Below are 19,283 nucleotides of genomic sequence, written 5' to 3'. Positions count from 1 at the left end.
CCCCGAGCAGCGGCAGCACCTCCGCCTCTTCCAGCGCCACCGCGAGCATCGCCCCGGGGGGCATCCGCGCCATCAGCGCGCCCCGCACCACCGCGAGCCGCAGTCCGTCCTCGGGCGACAGCACACCGGCCACACACGCCGCGGCGTACTCGCCATAGCTGTGCCCCAGGAGTGCCTGGGGCCGCACGCCCCAGGACATCCAGAGCCGGGCCAGCGCGTGCTCCACGATGAAGAGCCCGGGCAGCGCCACGCGGGGGTCCGAAAGCTTCCGGGCCACGGCCTCCTCCTGGCCTTGCGCGGGAAGGAGGAGCGCGCGCACCTCGGTGGCGAGCGACGGCTCCAGCCGGGCCAGGGCCGCGTCCACGTCCTTGCGGAAGCCCGGCTCGGCCGCGTGAAGCTCACGGCCCATGCCCACCGCCTGCGCGCCCTGCCCCGGGAAGAGGAAGGCCACCCGACGATTGCGGCCCGCCTCCACCACCGCGGGCTTGCGCAGCCGCTCCGCCAGCTCGGCGCCGTCCGCCGCCACCACCGCACGGCGGTGCTCGAAGGCGCGGCGGCCCACGTTGCGCGTGAAGGCCACATCCTCCATCGCCAGGCCTGGCGCGGCTTCCACGTGCGAGGCCAGATTTCGCGCCATCGCCTCCAGGGCGGACGGCGTGCGCGCGGACAGCGTCACCACGTGCAGCGGGCGATGACCGCGCGTGTGCTCCGCCTGCGCGGGAGCCTCCTCCACCACGACGTGGGCATTGGTGCCGCCAATGCCAAAGGAGCTCACGCCCGCCCGGCGCGGCGCGTCCCCTCGCGGCCACGGCTTCAGCGCCGTGTTGACGAAGAAGGGACTGCGCTCGAAGTCGATCTCCGGGTTGGGACGCTCGAAGTGGAGGCTCGGCGGCAGCTCGCCGTGCTGGAGCGACAGCACGACCTTGATGAGGCCGGCCACACCGGCCGCCGCGTCCAGGTGCCCCAGGTTCGTCTTGAGCGAGCCGATGCCGCAGAAGCCCGTCCGCTCCGTCGTCTTGCGGAAGGCCCGCGTCAGCGCGGCGATCTCGATGGGGTCCCCGAGCGACGTGCCGGTGCCATGGGCCTCCACGTAGCCAATGTCGTCACCGCCCAGGCCCGCGTAGGCCAACGCGTCCGCGATGACCTCCGTCTGGCCCTCGATGCTGGGCGCGGTGTAGCCGACCTTCTGCTGGCCGTCGTTGTTGACGGCGGAGCCCTTGATGACCGCGCGGATGGTGTCGCCGTCGCGCAGCGCGTCCGCGAGCAGCTTGAGCACCACCACGCCCGCGCCGTTGCCCGCGACGGTGCCACCGGCGCGGTGGTCGAAGGCGCGGCAGTGGCCGTCCGGCGAGAAGATGAGCCCGTCCTGGTGCAGGTAGCCCGTGCGCTGGGGGCTGGCGATGCGCACCGCGCCGGCGAGCGCGATGTCCGACTGTCGCGTCAGCAGGCTCTGGCAGGCCATGTGGATGGCCACGAGCCCCGTGGAGCAGGCGGTGTACACGGCGATGCTCTCGCCCCGGAGCTGGAGCTTGAAGGACGCCTTCATCGCCAGGCTCTCCGGGCCCGCGGTGGCCAGCTCCAGGCCAGCCCCCGGATCCTTGCGCGCCTCGCCCAGCAGGTTCAGCAGGTGGCCCGACGCGCCCGCGCCCGCGTAGAGCGAGATGCGGCCCTTGTAGCGCGTGGGGTCATACGCCGCGTCCTCGAGCGCCGCCCACGCGCACTGGAGGAACACGCGCTGCTGCGGATCCATCCACTGCGCCTCGCGCAGGGGGATGTCGAAGAAGCCGTGGTCGAAGCCGTCCGCGCCTTCGAGGATGCCGCCGGCGCGGATGAAGCGCGGGTGGTTCCACAGCTCCTCTGGAAGGAGCGGCGAGCGCTCCAGCTCCGACTCGGAGAAGAACGAGATGGACTCCACGCCCCCTCGGACGTTGTTCCAGAAGTCCTTCAGGTCGCGGGCGCCCGGGAAGCGCCCCGCCATGCCGATGACCGCGATGTCGTTGCCGGTGTCTTCGCCCTGCACGTCGTCACCCTCAGTCATTGCCGTGATTCCCTCGCCGGCCCTGCCGCCGGATCGCCTGCCGCCGCTGCTGGGCGCGATCCACGTGGGCCTCGTTGTCCTGGGTATCCGCCGCCGTCTCGCCGTCCCGCTCCAGGGACATGACGAACGCGCGGACGGTGGGATGTTCGAAGAAGCGCGTCGCCGGGACGTCGCGCTTCAGTGTGTCGCGCAGCAATGCGCACGCCTTGACGACGGACATGGAGCTGCCGCCCAGGTCCGCGAAGAAGTGGTCCTCCACCCCGACCCGCTCCACGCCGAGCACCCTCGCCCAGAGCTCCGCCACCTGACGCTCCAGCGCCGTGGAGGGCTCCGCGAAGGTGCTCCCGGCCGGGCGCGCCACGTCCGGCTCCGGCAGCGCCGCGCGGTCCAGCTTGCCCACCGGGGTGAGCGGCAGCGCGGACAGCGGCACCAGCGCCGAAGGCACCATGAACTCGGGAAGCGACTCCGCCAGGAAGGCCCGCAGCGCGCGAGGCTCCAGCGTCTCCCCTGACCGGGGCACCGCGTAGGCCACCAATCGCTTGCCTCCCGCCGGATCCGGCCGGGCCACCACCACCGCCTCGGCGACTCCCGGGTGCTTGCGCAGCGCCTCTTCCACCTCGCCGGGCTCCACCCGGTAGCCGCGCACCTTCACCTGCGCGTCCAGGCGCCCGAGGAACTCCAGCGTCCCGTCCTCGCGGTAGCGCACGCTGTCGCCCGTGCGGTACAGCCGCCCGCCCGCCTCCGTTGCGAAGGGGTCCGGCACGAAGCGCTCCGCCGTCAGCTCCGGCCGCCCCTGGTAGCCCCAGGCCAGGCCGTCCCCGCCGATGAGCAGCTCGCCCGGCACGCCCACCGCCACCGGCAACAGCCCGCCGTCCACCACATACACGCGCGTGTTGGCGATGGGCCGGCCGATGGGGATGGCACCTTCCGCGACAGAACCCTCCATCACATGGCAGCAGGTGAAGGTGGTGCCCTCGGTGGGCCCATAGCCGTTGACCAGGACGCCACCGCGCGAGAGCCGCTCGCGCACGACGGCCGGGGGCAGCACGTCACCGCCCGCCAGCAGTTGCCGCACCCCGTCCAGCGCGTCCGGTTTCGCGGCGCCAATGGCCTCGAAGAGCGCGGCCGTCAGCCACAGCGTGGTGACGCCGTGGCGCGTGAGCACGTCCTGGAGCGAGTCCACCGTGGGCGTCCGGGGCGGGAAGAGGACCAGCTTCGAGCCATGCAGCAGCGCGCCCCACAGCTCGAAGGTGGCGGCGTCGAAGCAGATGGGGGCGAGCTGGAGGAAGACCTCGTCCGCCCCCCACCGCGCGAAGCGGGAGCCCAGCACCAGCCGCGCCACCGCGCGCTGCGGGACACAGACGCCCTTGGGCCGTCCCGTGGAGCCCGACGTGTACATGACATACGCCAGCGACTCCCCCGGCACCGTCACGCGGGGCGGAGCTTCGGACTCGCGCGCCACCTCGCTCCAGGCTTCGTCCAGCAGCACCACCGCCGCGTCGCCGGAAGGCAGCAGCTCCAACACCGACCGCTGTGCCAGCACCACGGGCAGGCGCGAGTCCTCCACCATGAAGGCCAGTCGTTCGCGCGGATAGGTGGGATCCAGCGGCACGTACGCGCCACCGGCCTTGAGGATGCCGAGCATCCCCACCACCAGCTCGAGCGAGCGCTGCACGCACAGGCCCACGGGTGTCCCCGGGCCCACGCCGCGCTTGATCAGATACCCCGCGAGCTGGTTCGCCCGCCGGTCCAGATCTGCGTACGTCAGCCGCGCGTCCTCGCACTCCACCGCCACCGCGTCCGGCGCGCGCGCGGCCTGCGCCTCGAAGAGCACCGCGAGGCAGGCTTCGCGGGGGTAGTCCACCGCGGTGTCGTTCCACTCCACCAGCAGGCGCTGGCGCTCCGCCGCGTCCATCATCGGCAGCTCGCCCAGGCGCTGGCCGGGGTCCGCCACCGCGCCCTCCAGGAGCAGCCGGAGCCCCTTCATCAACCGCGCGGCCGTCTGCGGCGTGAAGAGGTCCGCGTCGTACTCCAGCGTCCCGGCGAAACCGTCTGGCGAGTCGGAGAGGGAGAGCGTGAGGTCGAACTTCGACGTGCCCGAGCCCAGCTCCACGGGGCGCAAGGCCAGGCCCTCGGGCGCGACGTCCCGCCGCGTGCCTTCCTGGAGCGCGAGCACCACCTGCACCAGCGGCGCGTGGCTCAGGCTGCGAGGCGGTTGCAGCGCCTCCACCAGCTTCTCGAACGGCACGTCCTGGTGGGCGTAGGCGTCCAGCGTCGTCTGCCGCACCTGGCGCAGGAGCTCGCGGAAGGTGAGTGTCCGGGGCAGGTGCGCGCGCAGCACCAGCGTGTTGACGAAGAAGCCGATCAACTCCTCCAGCCCGGGCTGTTGCCGGCCGGCGATGGGCGAACCCACGCACACGTCCTCCTGGCCGGACACGCGGGACAGCAGGAGCTGGAAGGAGGCCAGCAGGCCCATGAACGGGGTGACGCCCTCACGACCGCAGAGGGCGCGGAACGCGTCGGAGAGCCCGGCCGGGAGGCGCACGGCCAGGAGGTCCCCCCGGAAGCGCTGCAGGCCGGGACGGGGGAAGTCCTTGGGCAGCTCCAGGACGGGCGGCGCGCCCGCGAGCTGCTTCCGCCAATAGCCGACCTGTGCGGTGAGGGCTTCGCCCTGGAGCCAGTCGCGCTGCCACGCGGCGTGGTCCGCGGGCTGGAGCGTGGGCTCGGGCAGCGGTGAGGGCCGGCCGTGCAGGTGCGCCCCGTACAGCGCCGACAGCTCCCGGACGGCCACGCCCAGGGACCACCCGTCGGAGATGATGTGGTGCAGCGTGAGGACCAGCAGGTGCGAGTGCTCACCCGTGCGGATCAGCAGCGCGCGAATCAATGGCCCGTGGGCCAGATCGAACGGGCGGCGAAGCTCTTCCGAAGCGGCGCGCACGGCCTGGGCTTCGCGCTCCGTCTCCGGCAGGCCGCACAGGTCGACCACGGGAAGCGACAGGGCGACGCTCGGGTGGATGACCTGCACCGGCTCGCCCTCGTGGCTCGAGAAGGTGGTCCGCAGCGCCTCGTGACGGAGGCACAGCCCGGTCAGGGCCTGCTCCAGGGCGGTCAGGTCCAGCGGCCCCGTGAGCCACGCCGCCCAGGGGACGTTGTAGAGGGCCGTGCCCGGCTGGAGCTGCTCCAGCAGCCACAGACGCTCCTGCATCGCGGACAGCGGCAGGGGGCCATTCCGGGGCACGCGGACGATGGGCGGTGGGCGCACGGTCCCCGCGGACCGCCGGGCCTCGCGGATGCGCCCGGCCAGTCGCGCCACGGTCGGGTCCTCGAAGAGGTCCCGCAGCGACAGGGACACGCCGAAGTGAGCGTGAATGCGCGCGACGACGCGCGTGGCCAGCAGCGAGTGGCCGCCCAGTTCGAAGAAGCTGTCATGGGCACCGACGCGGGGGACGCCGAGCAGCTCGCGCAGCAGCCCCGCGACCCACTCCTCCTCGGGGTCTCGCGGCGCGGTGAAGCCCTCGGCCGGACTGTTCGCGAGCTCGAACCCGGTGGGCTCCGGCAGCGCGCGGCGGTCCACCTTGCCGTTGGGCGTGAGCGGCAGGCGCTCCAGCACGCTGAAGGCGGAAGGCACCATGTACGCGGGGAGGTGCTCGGTGAGGAAGGCGCGCAGGAGCGAAGCCAACGGCGCGGCGGCGTCCTCCGCCGAAGGCACGACATAGGCCACGAGGCGCCGTGAGCCACCCACTGAATCCTCTCGCGCCAGCACGGCGGCCTGCCGCACCGCCGGGTGGCGCAGCAGCGCTGCTTCGACCTCTCCCGGCTCCACGCGGAAGCCACGCACCTTCACCTGCGTGTCCACGCGACCCACGAACATCACCGCGCCCTCGGAGAGCAGCCGGACCCGGTCGCCCGTGCGGTAGAGCCGCGCTCCGGGACGCGTGCTGAACGGGTGCGGCACGAAGCGCTCCGCCGTCAGCTCCGGCCGTCCCAGGTAGCCCCAGGCAAGCCCGTCCCCACCGAGCCACAGCTCCCCCACTCCGCCCGGCGGCACCGGGGCCATGGCCGCGTCGAGCACGTACTGCACCGTGTTCGCCAGCGGCCTGCCAATGGGGATGGACGTGGCCCCCTCCGGCACCTCCGTGACGAGGTGCCACGTGGAGAAGGTGGTGCTCTCGGTGGGGCCATAGACGTGCAGCAGCCGCCCGGGAGGACCTTCGCGAAGGACCTGGCGCACGGGCCTCGGGTCCACCGCCTCACCGCCGAAGTGAAGCTGCCGCAGGCCGCGGAAGGCGTCCGGCGCCTCGGCGACCACCTGGTTGAACCAGGCCGTGGTGAGGAAGAGGACCCGGATGCCCTCGTCCTTCAGCCATGTGGCGAAGGCCCTGGGCGCGAGCGCCGTCTCCCGGTCCACGCCCACCACGCGCGCACCGTTCAGGAGCGCTCCCCAGATCTCGAACGTGGCCGCGTCGAAGGAAGCGTTGGAGGCTTGAGCCACGCGGTCTTCCGGCAACACGCGGATGAAGTCCGTCTCCACGACCAGCCGGACCACGGCCTGGTGCGGGACGCAGACGCCCTTGGGTGTCCCCGTGGAGCCGGACGTGTAGATGACGTACGCGGCATCCTCCGAGCCGGCTCCGGAGATGGGAGCCTCCACGCCAGGAAGGGCCTCCAGCGTCGGGTCACCGTCCAGCGTGAGCACCCGCACGCCCTCCGTGGGCAGGGCCTCCCGCATCCGCTCCTGGGTGAGCAGCACCCGCGCCCCGGCGTCCGCGAGCATCCACGCCAGTCGCTCGCGCGGGTACGCCGGGTCCAGCGGCACGTAGGCCGCGCCAGCCTTGAGGATGCCCAGCATCCCCACGACGAGGTCCAGCGAGCGCTCCACGCAGAGGCCCACGGTGGATCCGCGCAGGACGCCCAGCGCGCCCAGCCGGTGGGCCACCTGGTTCGCCCGCGAGTCCAGGGCGGCATAGGTGAGCGAGTGCGCGCCGTAGACCACCGCGAGGGCCTCGGGCGTCCGCGCGGCCTGGGCCTCGAACAGCGCATGCACCGTGGCTTCGCGCGGGTACGCGGTCGCGGTGGCGTTCCACTCCACCAGCACCCGGTGGCGCTCGGCCTGGGACAGCAGGGACACCTCACCGAGCCGCTGCTCCGGTCTGGCGATCATCTCCCGCAGGAGCGTGGACCAGTGCGTGAGCAGTCTCGCCGCGGCGTCGCCCCGGATGCGCTCCGGCCGGTGCTGCAGCTTCAGGCGCAGCGAGCGACCCGGCAGCACCACCGCGGTCAGCGGGTAGTGCGTGCGCTCGAAGACCGCGACGTCCCGCACCTCCAGCCCGGCCGCGCCTCGGGCGAGCGCAGCGTCCACGGGGTAGTTCTCGAAGATGAGAAGGCTCTCGAAGAGCGGCGTGCCCCGGGGCACCTCACTCCAGCCCTGGAGCCGGGTGAGAGGGACGGGCTCGCGCTGGTTCAACTCCACCAGCACGGACTGGAGCTCGCGCAGCCAGGGCAGCAGCCCCGCCGAGTGCCGCACGCGGGCGCGCACCGGGAGCGAGTGGATGAACAACCCCACCGCCTCCTCGATGCCCGGCACTTCCGCCGGCCGACCCGCGAGCGTCGTCCCGAAGACGACGTCGTCGCCGCCGCCATACCGCGACAACAGCAGCGCCCACGCGCCGTGGACCAGCGTGCTCGGCGTCAGCCGGTGGCGACGCGCGAAGTCCTGGAGCGCGAGGGTGTCCGCCTCGCTCAGTGCCAGCTCGTGCTCTCCGGGCCCACTCGCACGCTCGGAGCCACCCTCCGCCGGCAACGGCGTCGGGGCCTCGATGCCCGCGAGCTGTTCGCGCCAGAAGGCCTCGTCCTGCTCGGGGCGACGGCGGCCCCGCCACTCGAAGTAGGCGCGGAAGTCCGCCACGGCGGGTGGACGCCAGGCCCCGCCTCGCGCGATCACCGCGTACGCGTCGAGCACTTCGCCCAGCACCCGCGCCAGGCTCCACCCGTCCAGCAGCAGGTGATGGAAGCTCCAGACGCACCGCCAGGCACCGTCCTCCAGGCGGATCAGCGCCAGCCGCATCAACGGCGCACGCGACAGCTCGAAGCCTCGCGCCCGGTCCTCACGCAGGAAGGACTCCAGGGCCCGGGACTGCTCCGTGGCGGGGAGCGCGCGCCAGTCGTGCTCGGCCCAGGGCAACTCCACGCGTGCGTGGACGACCTGGAGCGGCTCCTCCAGGCCTTCCCACCGGAAGGACGTCCGCAGTGCGGGGTGGCGCTCGGCCACCGCCGCCCACGCGCTCCGCAGCGCTCCGGCATCCAGCGGACCCGCGAGCGTCCAACCCAACTGTTCGAAGTACGCGTCCGTGCCGGGCTCCAGCAACACCTGGAACAACAGGCCGTGCTGGAGCGGTGACAGCGGATGGCGCTCCTCCCCCGCTTCCGCGAGCTCCGTCAGCGTCCGGGCGCAGTCCCGAGCGAGCGCCTCGATGGTCGCGCGAGCATGCAGCGCCTCGCTGTAGTGCCACGTCAGCTCCAGGCGTCCACCGACCCCACGCGCCACCACTTCCAGCACATGGCTCCGCGGCCCGCGCGTCCCCTGCGAAGGCCCGGTGGATCCGGAGGCCAGCGTGAACAGCGCCGTGTCCCGCGTGCCCGGGTCGAGCTGGCCCAGATAGTTGAAGAGGACCTCGGAAGAACCCCGAGCCTCACGCAGCGGCGCGGCCTCCTCCTCGTGGCGCAGGTAGCGCAGCAGGCCGTACCCAAGCCCCCTGCCCGCCCGACGCTCACGGGCGGCACGCACCCGGTCCAGCACCGCCGAGGACTCCGAGCCCGCCAGCAGCTCCAACCGCATGGGATACAGCGCGGTGAACCAGCCCACCGTGCGCGAGAGGTCCACGTCGTCGAACAGCTCCTCACGACCATGGGCCTCCACGTCGATGCGCAGCCGTCGCTCCCCGGTCCACCGGGCCAGCGCCTTCGCCACGCCCGCGAGGAGCACATCCTCCACGCCAGGATGCGGTCCAGATGTCGACGCCCGCAGCAGTGCCCGCGTCACCCCGGGCTCCAGCGCCACCGTGACGGTGCGCTCCGAGCCCTGCGTGTTCACCCCTCCCGGCAGGTCCCTGGGAAGCAGGCGCAGGTCCGCGCCCAGCTCCTCGCGCCAGAAGGGCAGCTCCTCCGCGACGGCCGCCGACGCCGCATGCGCCTCCAGCCGCCGCGCCCACGCCTGGAACGACGTCGTCTTGGCCGGAAGCACCACGGACTCGCCACCGCCAAGCTGGCGCAGGGCGGTCTCCAGATCCTCCAGCAGCACGCGCCAGGAGACGCCATCCACCGCGAGGTGGTGGATGACCAGCAGCAACCGGCCGGTCCTCCCAGGGCCCCGGTCGAACAGCACCGCGCGCACGAGGCGCCCTTCGACCGGATCCATTCCCGCCTGCGCCTCCGTGGCGATGCGCTCCATCTCCACGGCCTGCTCAACCTCCGACAGCCCGGACAGGTCCACGCGACCGAGCGGAACGTCCAGACCCGGCTCCGCACCCGACTGCTCCCACCCCTTCGCCCCCAGGGTCAGCCGCAGCCGGAGCGCATCGTGGTGGTCCACGAGGGCCCGCAGCGCCCGCGCCAGCACCTCGGCGTCCACGGGCTCGCGCGTCTCCAGCAGCAGCGCCTGGTTGAAGTGATGCGCCTCGGGCAGCTCACGTTCGAGGAACCACCGCTGGATGGGTGTGAGCGGGACGGGCCCCACCACCGGCCCCTGCTCCCCCACGCGCCGGGCGCTCGCCGCCACCCGGGCCAGCCCTGCCACCGTCGGGTACTGGAAGAGCTGCCGCGCCGTGAGGTGGAGGCCCGCCTGTCGAGCGCGCGAGATCACCTGCAGCGCGAGGATGGAGTCACCGCCCAGCTCGAAGAAGCGATCCTCCGCCCCGACCCGCTCCACGCCCAGCACGCCCGCCCAGATGCGCGCGAGCTGACGCTCCAGCTCGCTGCGGGGCTCGACGAAGTCAGCGCCGCCACCGGCCGGTCCCCGCTCCGGCGCGGGGAGCGCGCGTCGGTCCAGCTTCCCGCTGGGAGACAGCGGAAGCGCGTCGAGGGTGACGAAGGCCGAAGGCACCATGTGCTCGGGCAGCCGCTCCCCGAGGAAGGCGCGAAGCTCCAAGCCCTGGATCCCGCTGGAGGACGGGACCACGTAAGCCACGAGGCGCCGATCCCCCGGGACGTCCTCTCGCACCGACACGGCCGCCGCCCGCACGCCCGGGTGCTGCGACAGCACCGCTTCAATCTCACCCAGCTCGATGCGGAAGCCACGCACCTTCACCTGGTCGTCCAGCCGTCCCAGGTATTCGAGGGAGCCGTCCGCCAGGAAGCGGGCCTTGTCCCCCGTGCGGTACATCCGCGCACCGGACGTGGAAGCGAAGGCGTCCGGGATGAAGCGCTCGGCTGTCAGCTCCGGCCGCTGCCAGTAGCCACGCGCCAACGGGGCGCCCCCGATGAACAGCTCGCCCGGCACACCCGTCGGCACCGGCCGCAGGCGCGCATCCAGCACATACATCCGCGCATTGGCGATGGGCCGCCCGATGGGCACGAGCGGCCGCGTGTCCTCGCGCCCGCAGGCCCACGCCGTCACGTCCACCGCGGCCTCCGTGGGGCCGTAGAGGTTGTGCAGCTCCGCGCCCACGCACGAGAAGAAGCGATCCCGCAGGTCCGGAGGCAGCGCCTCGCCACTGCAGAACACGCGCCTCAGGGTGGCGCAGGACGCCGACAGCCCCGGCTCCTCCAGGAAGGGCCGGAGCATGGACGGCACGAAGTGCAGCGTGGTGATGCGCTCAGCCTCGATGACACCCGTCAGGTACGCGGGCTCACGGTGGCCCCCGGGCCGCGCCATCACCAGCCGCGCGCCCGTCATGAGCGGCCAGAAGAACTCCCACACGGAGACGTCGAAGCTGAACGGCGTCTTCTGGAGGACGCGGTCGCTCGCGTCCAGCCCATGGGCCTCCTGCATCCAGAGGAGCCGGTTGCAGACGGCGGCGTGCGTGTTCATCGCCCCCTTGGGCCGCCCGGTGGAGCCCGAGGTGTAGATGACGTACGCCAGTCCGCTCCCTTCCACCGCCACATCGAGACGCTCCGAGCCCTCGCGAGCCACCGCGTCCCACTCCGAGTCCAGACACACCACGGCCGCGCCGCCCTGAGGCAGCCCCGCCGCGAGCCGCGCCTGGGTGAGCAGCACCGGCGCCGCCGCGTCCGCGAGCATGTATTCCAACCGCTCGCGGGGGTACTCCGGGTCAAGCGGCACGTACGCCCCGCCCGCCTTGAGGATGCCCAGGAGCCCCACCACCATCTCCAGCGACCGCTCCGCGCACAGCGCGACCCGCCCGTCCGGACCCACGCCGCGGGCACGCAGGTACCGCGCGAGCTGGTTCGCACGCCGATCCAACTCACGGTACGTGAGCGCCACGCCCTCGAAGCTTACCGCCATCGCGTCCGGCGTGCGGTCCACCTGCGCCTCGATGAGGCGGTGCAGGACGTCCCCCTCCGCACGGGCGCGCCGGGTGTCGTTCCACTCCACCAGGATCCGGTGTCGCTCCTCCAGAGGCATCAGCTCCAGGTCGCGCACGCGCTGCTCGGGGTCGCGCACGCCCGCGTCCAGCAGCACGCGCAGGTGCCCCAGGAGGCGCGAGGCGGTGTCCGGCTCGAACAGGTCGGTGCTCAACTCCAGGTTCGCGACGAAGCCCTCCGCCGTGTCCGTGAGGATGAGCCGCAGGTCGAACTTCGCCGTGCGGCTCTCCTGCTCCAGGACGCGCAGCCGGAGGCCCGGCATCGCGATCTCCGGCAGGGGGTCCTCCTGCAGCACGAGCATGGCCTGGAAGAGCGGGCTGCGGCCCAGGTCGCGCTCGGGCTGGAGCGCCTTCACCAGCTCCTCGAAGGGCGCGTCCTGGTGCGCGAACGCGCCCAGCACCGTCTCCCGAGCGCGGGCAATCAGCTCACGGAAGGAAGGCTCCCCCGCGAGCGACACCCGGAGCACCAGCGTGTTGACGAAGCAGCCGATGAGCCCTTCCAGCTCGGTCCGGTCGCGGCCCGCCACGGGGGTGCCCACGCACAGGTCCTCCTGCCCGCCATGGCGGGACAGCAGCGCGGAGAAGCCCGCGAGCAGCACCATGAAGGGGGTGGCGCCCTCACGCGAGGCCAGCCCCTTCAGCCCGCGCGACAGCTCCGCGCCCAGGAGCACGCTCCGGTTCGCACCGCGACTGCTGCGCACCGCCGGACGCGGATGATCCGTGGGCAGCTCCAGGGCCCGGGGCGCGCCGTCCAACCGGGTCCGCCAGTACGACAGCTGCGCCGCCAGCACCTCGCCGCGCAGCCAGTCCCGCTGCCACGCCGCAAAGTCCACGTACTGGAGTGGAAGCTCCGGCAGCGGAGAGGGCTTGCCCTCGGAGAAGGCGCGGTAGAGCACCGCCACCTCGCGCACCAGCACGCCCAGGGATCCGCCATCGGAGACCAGGTGGTGCAGCACGAGCAGGAGCACCTGCTCATGTGCATCCAGGTGAAACAGCGTGGCACGCAGCGGCGGCCCCGAGCCCAGGTCAAAGGCCCGCAGGGCCTCCTCCTCCGCGCGCCGTGAAAGCGCTTCGGCCCGCATCGGCTCCGACAGCACCGTCAGATCCATTCGAGTCAGCGAGAGCCGCGCCTCGGGAGCGATGCGCCAGGAAGGAGTGCCCTCCTCGTCATGGAAGGTGGCGCGGAGGACACCATGGCGCCGGACGACCTCGCGGAGGCAGCGCTCCAGCACCTGCGCATCGAGCGAGCCCTCCATGCGGACGGCCACCGCGTCGTTGTAGGCACCGCCGCCCGGTTCCAGTTGTTCCAGGAACCAGAGCCGCTGCTGGGCGAAGGACAGGGGCAGTGCGCCCTCGCGCGGCCGAGGCACCAGCGGAGGCACGCGAGACACCACCCGAGGCAGGGCCTCCAGGCGCGCGGCAAGCGATGCGGGCGTGGCAAAATCGAAGAGCTCGCGCAGGGGCAGGTCCACCCCGAACGACTCGCGGATCCGGGACGCGGCCCGGGTGGCGAGCAGCGAGTGCCCGCCCAGCGCGAAGAAGTCGTCATCCACGCCGACCCGCTCCACCCCCAGCAGCGAGGACCACAGCTCCGCCAGCAAACGTTCGGTCTCCGTGCGAGGAGCCACGTACTCCCGGGCCGCATCACGCGCACCCTCCGGAGCGGGCAGCGCCTTGCGGTCCACCTTTCCATTCGGAGTCAGCGGGAGCGCGGCGAGCGAAACCATCGCCGAGGGCACCAGGTGCTCGGGGAGCGACCGCCGGGCGAAGTCCCGCAGTGCCTCCAGGGACAGCACCGCTTCCGGCCGCGGCACGACATACGCCACGAGTCGCGCGCTCCCGGGCACGTCCTCTCGCGCCACCACCACCGACTGCGCCACACCCGGATGCCGGGCGAGCACGGACTCAACCTCTCCAGGCTCCACGCGGAAGCCACGGACCTTGAGCTGGTGGTCCACGCGCCCCAGGAACTCCACCGTCCCGTCCGTCCGCCACCGCGCCCGGTCCCCGGTGCGGTACATCCGAGCACCGGGGTGGCCGCAAAACGGATCCGGAAGGAAGCGCTCGGCGGTCAGCTCCGGCCGGGCGTGATACCCGCGAGCGACACCCGCACCGCCAATGTAGAGCTCACCAGGCACGCCGATGGGCGCGGGCCGAAGCCCCGCGTCCAGCACGTACAGCGAGGTATTGGCGATGGGCGTGCCAATGGGAACCGGCCCCGGAGCGTCGTCCACGCGATGCGAGGAGGACCAGATGGTGGTCTCCGTGGGGCCGTACATGTTGAGCAGGGCTCCGCCCACGGTGTCTCGCAGCCGAGCCGCCAACGCTGTCGACAGCGCCTCGCCCCCCACGAACAGTCGCTCCAGGCCCGCGAGCGCCCCCGGTGCACCGGGCTCCAGCAGCAGCGCCTGCGCCAGTGAGGGCGTGCACTGCAGGTGGGTGACACCGTGCCGCTCGAGCTGCGCGGGCACCGTGCCGCCGTCCTGCGCCTGGAGAAGGAAGTCCCGCTCGCACCGCTGCCGCACGGCATCCAGCGCGGGCAGGCTGGCGAGCACCGCGTCCGTGTCCACGCCGAAGTCGATGAGGCACGCGACCTCATCCACGCCGAGCGACTCGATGCGCGCCACCTGCTCCCGGACGGTGCGCGGGGTGCCGAAGAGCCCCGCCCCTTCGAAGAAGCGTCCGAACGCGCGAGCCCCGAGCGCGTCCAGGTCCTCCGGACGGACGGAGGCCGGATCCAGATCAACCCCAAGGGTCCGCCCCAGCCCACGCATCAGGTCCGCGGAGGTGCTCAGGTAGCGGCGCAGCGGTCCCTCCACCGTCTCGCGCACGCGCTCCACGTCATGCCCCACGAACGTGTGGAGCATCAGCGTCACATGGCCCTCGCCCGCATGGCCCGCCGCGCGCCAGGCCTCGCGGTAGAGGGCGATGCGCTCCCGCAGCTCGTCCCACCGCTGGCCCAGCAGGTGCGTGAGCACGCCCGCGCCCAGCTGGCCCGCCTCGCGGAAGGTGTCCGGATTGCCGGCGGCGGTGAGCCACACGGGCAGCTCGCGCTGCACGGGGCTCGGGTGGATGTGGACCTCCACCGGGACGCCCGAGCCATTGGGCAGGCTCAGGGCCTCGCCGCGCCACAGCCGCCGCACGGTGTCCAGGTCCTGGCGTGACCGCTCGCGGCGCTCCGCATACCGGTCCGGAGCGAGGACGAAGTCATCCGAGTTCCATCCTGGAGCCACGGAGATGCCCACGCGCCCCTTCGACAGGTTGTCGACGAGCGACCACTCCTCGGCGACGCGCACCGGGTGGTGCAGCGGAAGGACGACGCTGCCGGCGCGGATCGCCACGCGTTCGGTGATGGCCGCGATGGCCGCGCCCGTGAGCGAGGGGTTGGGATAGAGCCCCCCGAAGGCGTGGAAGTGCCGCTCCGGAGTCCACACCGCTTCGAATCCATGACGGTCCGCGAAGCGCGCGCTGTCCAGCAGCAGCCGGTAGCGGTCCCCGTCCGGGGCGCCCTCGTCCGCGGCGAAGTAGAAGAGGCTGAAGCCCAGCGGCTTGCGGCGCGAGCGGACCGCCCGGCGCGGTGCGGCCGCGAGGCTCCCCTGCTCTCCCTGCACGACGACCTTGAAGCCCCGCGCCAGCGTCCAGAGCAGCTCCAGCACGGAGATGTCGAAGGACACGCTGGTCACCGCGAGCCACGTGCCCGGCGTAGTGCCCACGCGCGCGTCCATGCCCGTGAAGAAGCTGGCGGCGTTGCGGTGCGGAATCAGCACGCCCTTCGGCCTGCCGGTGGAGCCGGAGGTGTAGAGGACATAGGCGAGGTTGCCAGGTCCCACGTCAGAAGGAGGCGCCGCGTCCGCCTCACCCGGAGCATCCAGCAGCACCACCGTCCGTCCCCCGAACGCGAGTGCTGCCGCCAGGTGCCGGTGCGCGAGCACCACCGCCGCACCGGAGTCCTCCAGCATGAGGGCGAGTCGGGCCTCGGGGTACGAGGGGTCCAGCGGAAGGTACGCCCCGCCCGCCTTGAGGATGCCCAGGAGCCCCACCACGAGGTCCGCCGAGCGATCCGCGCAGAAGCCCACGATGCACTCCGGCCCCACGCCCTGCTCGCGCAGCCGCCACGCCACCGCGTTGGCCTGACGGTCCAGCGCGCGGTACGTGAGCACCTCGTCACCGCACACCACCGCGACAGCGTCCGGAGTACGCGCGGCCTGCGCCTCGATGAGCGTGTGGAGGCAAGCGTCCGGGAAGTCCGTGCGCGTGTCGTTCCAATCCACCAGCACCTGCCGCCGCTCGGACTCCGGCAGGAGCGGAAGCGCGGAGATGCGTTGATCCGGATCCGCGGCAATGCCCTCCAGCAACACATGCAGCCGCGCCACCAGTCGCGTGGCGGTGTCCGCATCGAAGAGGTCGGTGGCGTACTCAAGCCAGCCGTCCAGTCCCTCCGCGCCCCGAGCAAGGGACAGGGTCAGGTCATACGGCGTGGCACCCGGATCCATCTCCACACGGCGGGCTTCCAGGCCGGGCAGCGCAAGTCCAGCACCGGGCTCTGGCTGGAGCACGAACAACACCTGGAACAACGGAGCACGGGAGCGATCCCGAGCAGGCTGGATGGCCTCCACCAACCGCTCGAAGGGAACGTCGCGGTGGGCGAACGCATCGAGCGCCACCTCCCGGGTCCGCCCCAGCAGCTCACGGAACCGGGGCGCGCCGGAGAGGGACGCACGGAGGACCACGAGGTCGAGGAAGCAGCCGATGAGCCCTTCCAGTCCGGCCCGCTCCCGTCCATTGACGGGAGTTCCGACACAGAAGTCCTCCTGGCCCGAGTGGCGTGCGAGCAGCACCTCGAACGCCGCCAGCAGCGTCATGAACAGCGTGGCACCTTCGCTCCGCCCCAGTGACTCCAGCCGGACCGTGAGCGACTCCGGAAGGTGCAGCGCCACACGACCGCCACGATAGGAAGGCGTGGGGGGACGAGGCCGGTCCGTCGGAAGCTCCAGGGCGACGGGAACACCGGCCAGCCGCGCCTTCCACCCGTCGAGCGAAGCAGCGAGTGCGCCCTCCGTCTCGCGCTCGCGGCGCCAGCGCGCGAAGTCGGGATACTGGAAGGCCAGCGGAGCCAGCGAAGCCCCGCCTCCGTAGAGCACGCTCAGCTCCCGGGCCAGGATGCCGAACGAGGCTCCGTCGGAAGCGATGTGGTGCATCACCACGACGAGCAGATGATCTCCCGCGTCCAGGCGGATCAGCGTGGCCCGGAGCAGCGGTCCCCGCGCGAGGTCGAAGGGAGCACGCGCCTCCTCCTGAGCCCGTTGGATCGCCGCGGTCTCACGTTCCCCCGCTGGAAGCTCGCGGAGGTCCACGCGCCGGAACGCCGGAGCCGGAACGGAAGAGGTCACCTGGAGGGGAGTGCCATCCTCCTCGTGGAACGTCGCCCGGAGGGCCGCGTGCCGGAAGACGAGCGCCGCGAAGGCGCGCTCCAGCGCCGCGTCATCCAGAGCGCCCGTGAGCCGGACCGCCGCGGGGAGGTGATACGCGGGGCTCCCACGCTCGAGCTGCTCGAAGAGCCACAGCCGCTGCTGCGCGGAGGAGAGCGGAGCGGGCGTGGCCTCTTCCGCGCGGATCAGCCCGGAGCCGGTGGCCATGCCACGCGCCGCGAAGACCGTCCGCGCGAGTTCCGCCACGGTAGGCCCCTGGAGCAGGACCTCCATGCGCAGGACGGTGCCGAGGGATTCGACGTCGTTCGCCAGCTCCACGGCGCCCAGCGAGTCCAGACCGAAGGACGTGATGGGCACATCCCGAGCAAGCGCCTCCGGACGCACCCGGAGCCGAGCGGCGATCCGCGCCAACAGCCACGCCTCCAGTTCCTCCACGGTGACAGGCTCGGAAGCCACCACCGGAGCGCTCCCCTCCCCGGTCGAAGGCTCCGCGTCCGTCGCGCTCCAGGTCAGGAGTGCCCGGGCCGTCCCCGCGAGCAGCTCCGCCCGGCAGGCGCGACGCTGGATCTTCCCACTGGACGTCTTGGGCAGTGCGCCCGGCTCGATGAGGACGAGCGTGTGCAGTTGCACCTCATGCGCCTCGGACAGGCCCCGTCGCACGGCGCCCACCACGTCCTCCGGCGTCCAGGGCTTGCGAGTGTCCACCTCGTACATCACCGCGAGCCGCTCCTCGCCGCCCACATCGATGGAGAACGCCGCGCCACAGCCGGGCCGCAGCGCCGCGTGGCTGCGCTCCAGTGTCAGCTCCAGATCCTGCGGGTGCAGGTTGCGACCGCGCAGGATGACGAGGTCCTTGCGCCGGCCCGCGACGAACAGCTCGCCGGCCCGCAGCAGGCCCAGGTCACCCGTGCGCAGGAACCGGGTCCCATCGTCCGGATCCGCCAGGCGCGCGCCGAAGGCCGCCTCGCTCTCCTCGGGCCGCTCCCAGTAGCCCTGGGCGACGCTCGGGCCGGAGACCCAGATCTCCCCCACCCGCTCAGGAGGGCACGGTCGCCGCGTCTCCGGGTCCACCACGAGCAGGGTCTGGTCCGGCAACGTCCGGCCGCACCCCACCAGTGGGCGCGCACCGGGGCCGTCAGGGGCCTCCAACGCCTCGTTCCGCTCCAGCGCCGCGGAGTCCCAGGTGCGGGTGAGGACGCCCTCGCCCTTGCGCCCGCCCGATGCGATGAGCGTGCCCTCCGCGAGCCCGTAGCAGGGATAGAAGGCCTCGCGCTGGAAGCCCGAGGGTGCGAAGGCCTCCGCGAAGCGCGACATGACCTCCGGGCGGATGGGCTCCGCGCCGCAGAAGGCCAGTTCCCAGCGGCGCAGGTCCAGTCCCTCGCGCTCCGAGGCCGGAACCTTCCGCACGCACAGGTCGAAGGCGAAGCACGGGCCGCCACTGATGGTGCCGCCAAAGCGGGACAGCGACTCCAGCCAGAAGCGAGGGCGGCGCAGGAACGCGAGCGGCGACAGCAGCGCCACGGGGAAGCCCGCGTACAGCGGCTGGAGGACGCCGCCAATGAGCCCCATGTCGTGGTACGGCGGCAGCCAGATGACGCCCACGCTGTCCGAGCGGACCTCGAACGCGTGGGAGATCAACCCCAGGTTGTGCAGCAGGTTGCCGTGGCTGAGCCGCACGCCCTTCGGGTCGCCGGTGGAGCCGGACGTGTACTGGAGGAAGGCCAGCGTGTCCGACGTGGGCGCCGGGCGCCGCCAGCCCGCCTCGGTCCCCTCGGGCAGCGCATCGGTGGCCACCCAGCGCAGCGCCGCCAGCTCGGGTGCGCCCTCGAAGAGCCCCTCGCCCATCTCCTGGATGAAGGAGGTGGTGAGCACGACGCTCGCGCGGGCATCACGGATGATGGCGCGCAGCCGGGGCAGCGTCCGGTCCAGGCGCGTGGGGTCCGGGGGATAGGCGGGCACGGCCACCAGCCCGGCGTACAGGCAACCAAAGAAGCCCGCGACGTACTCCAGGCCCGGCGGGTAGAGGAGCACGGCACGCTCGCCTGCCTGGGCCAGCGACTGCAGCGCGGCGCCAATGCGCCGGGCCCGCAGGTCCAGCCCGGCATGACTCAGGACCGAGTCGTCCCCGCCATCTTCGAGGAAGGTGTAGAGGGGCCGTTCTCCCAGAGCGTGGGCCCGGGTTTCGAGCAGCTCCAGGAGCGTCGCAGCCGGGGAGGTTCGCGCGGAGAGAGGTGCCATGGTGTGGGGCTGGAAGAAGCCTGGGTCCCTTCGCTGATG

General features: G+C 72.5%; 2 protein-coding genes. Both read right to left on the bottom strand.

Features of this window, described 5'->3' with window-relative positions; translation table 11 throughout:
• Window positions 1-2,038 (bottom strand): type I polyketide synthase (locus tag D7V93_RS07140; RefSeq protein WP_147451068.1); only part of this gene is annotated, 2,038 nt, incomplete at its 3' end.
• Window positions 2,031-19,244 (bottom strand): non-ribosomal peptide synthase/polyketide synthase, encoded by a 17,214-nt coding sequence (locus D7V93_RS07135; RefSeq protein ID WP_120642658.1) that lies wholly within the window; start codon window positions 19,242-19,244, stop codon window positions 2,031-2,033. The genes D7V93_RS07140 and D7V93_RS07135, both read right to left, overlap by 8 nt.
• Window positions 19,245-19,283: the final 39 nt, after the last annotated feature.

The organism is Corallococcus llansteffanensis, from assembly GCF_003612055.1.
Classification (GTDB): domain Bacteria; phylum Myxococcota; class Myxococcia; order Myxococcales; family Myxococcaceae; genus Corallococcus; species Corallococcus llansteffanensis.
Note: the sequence above shows the minus strand (reverse complement) of the source record. Positions and strands in the feature narration are given on the sequence as shown.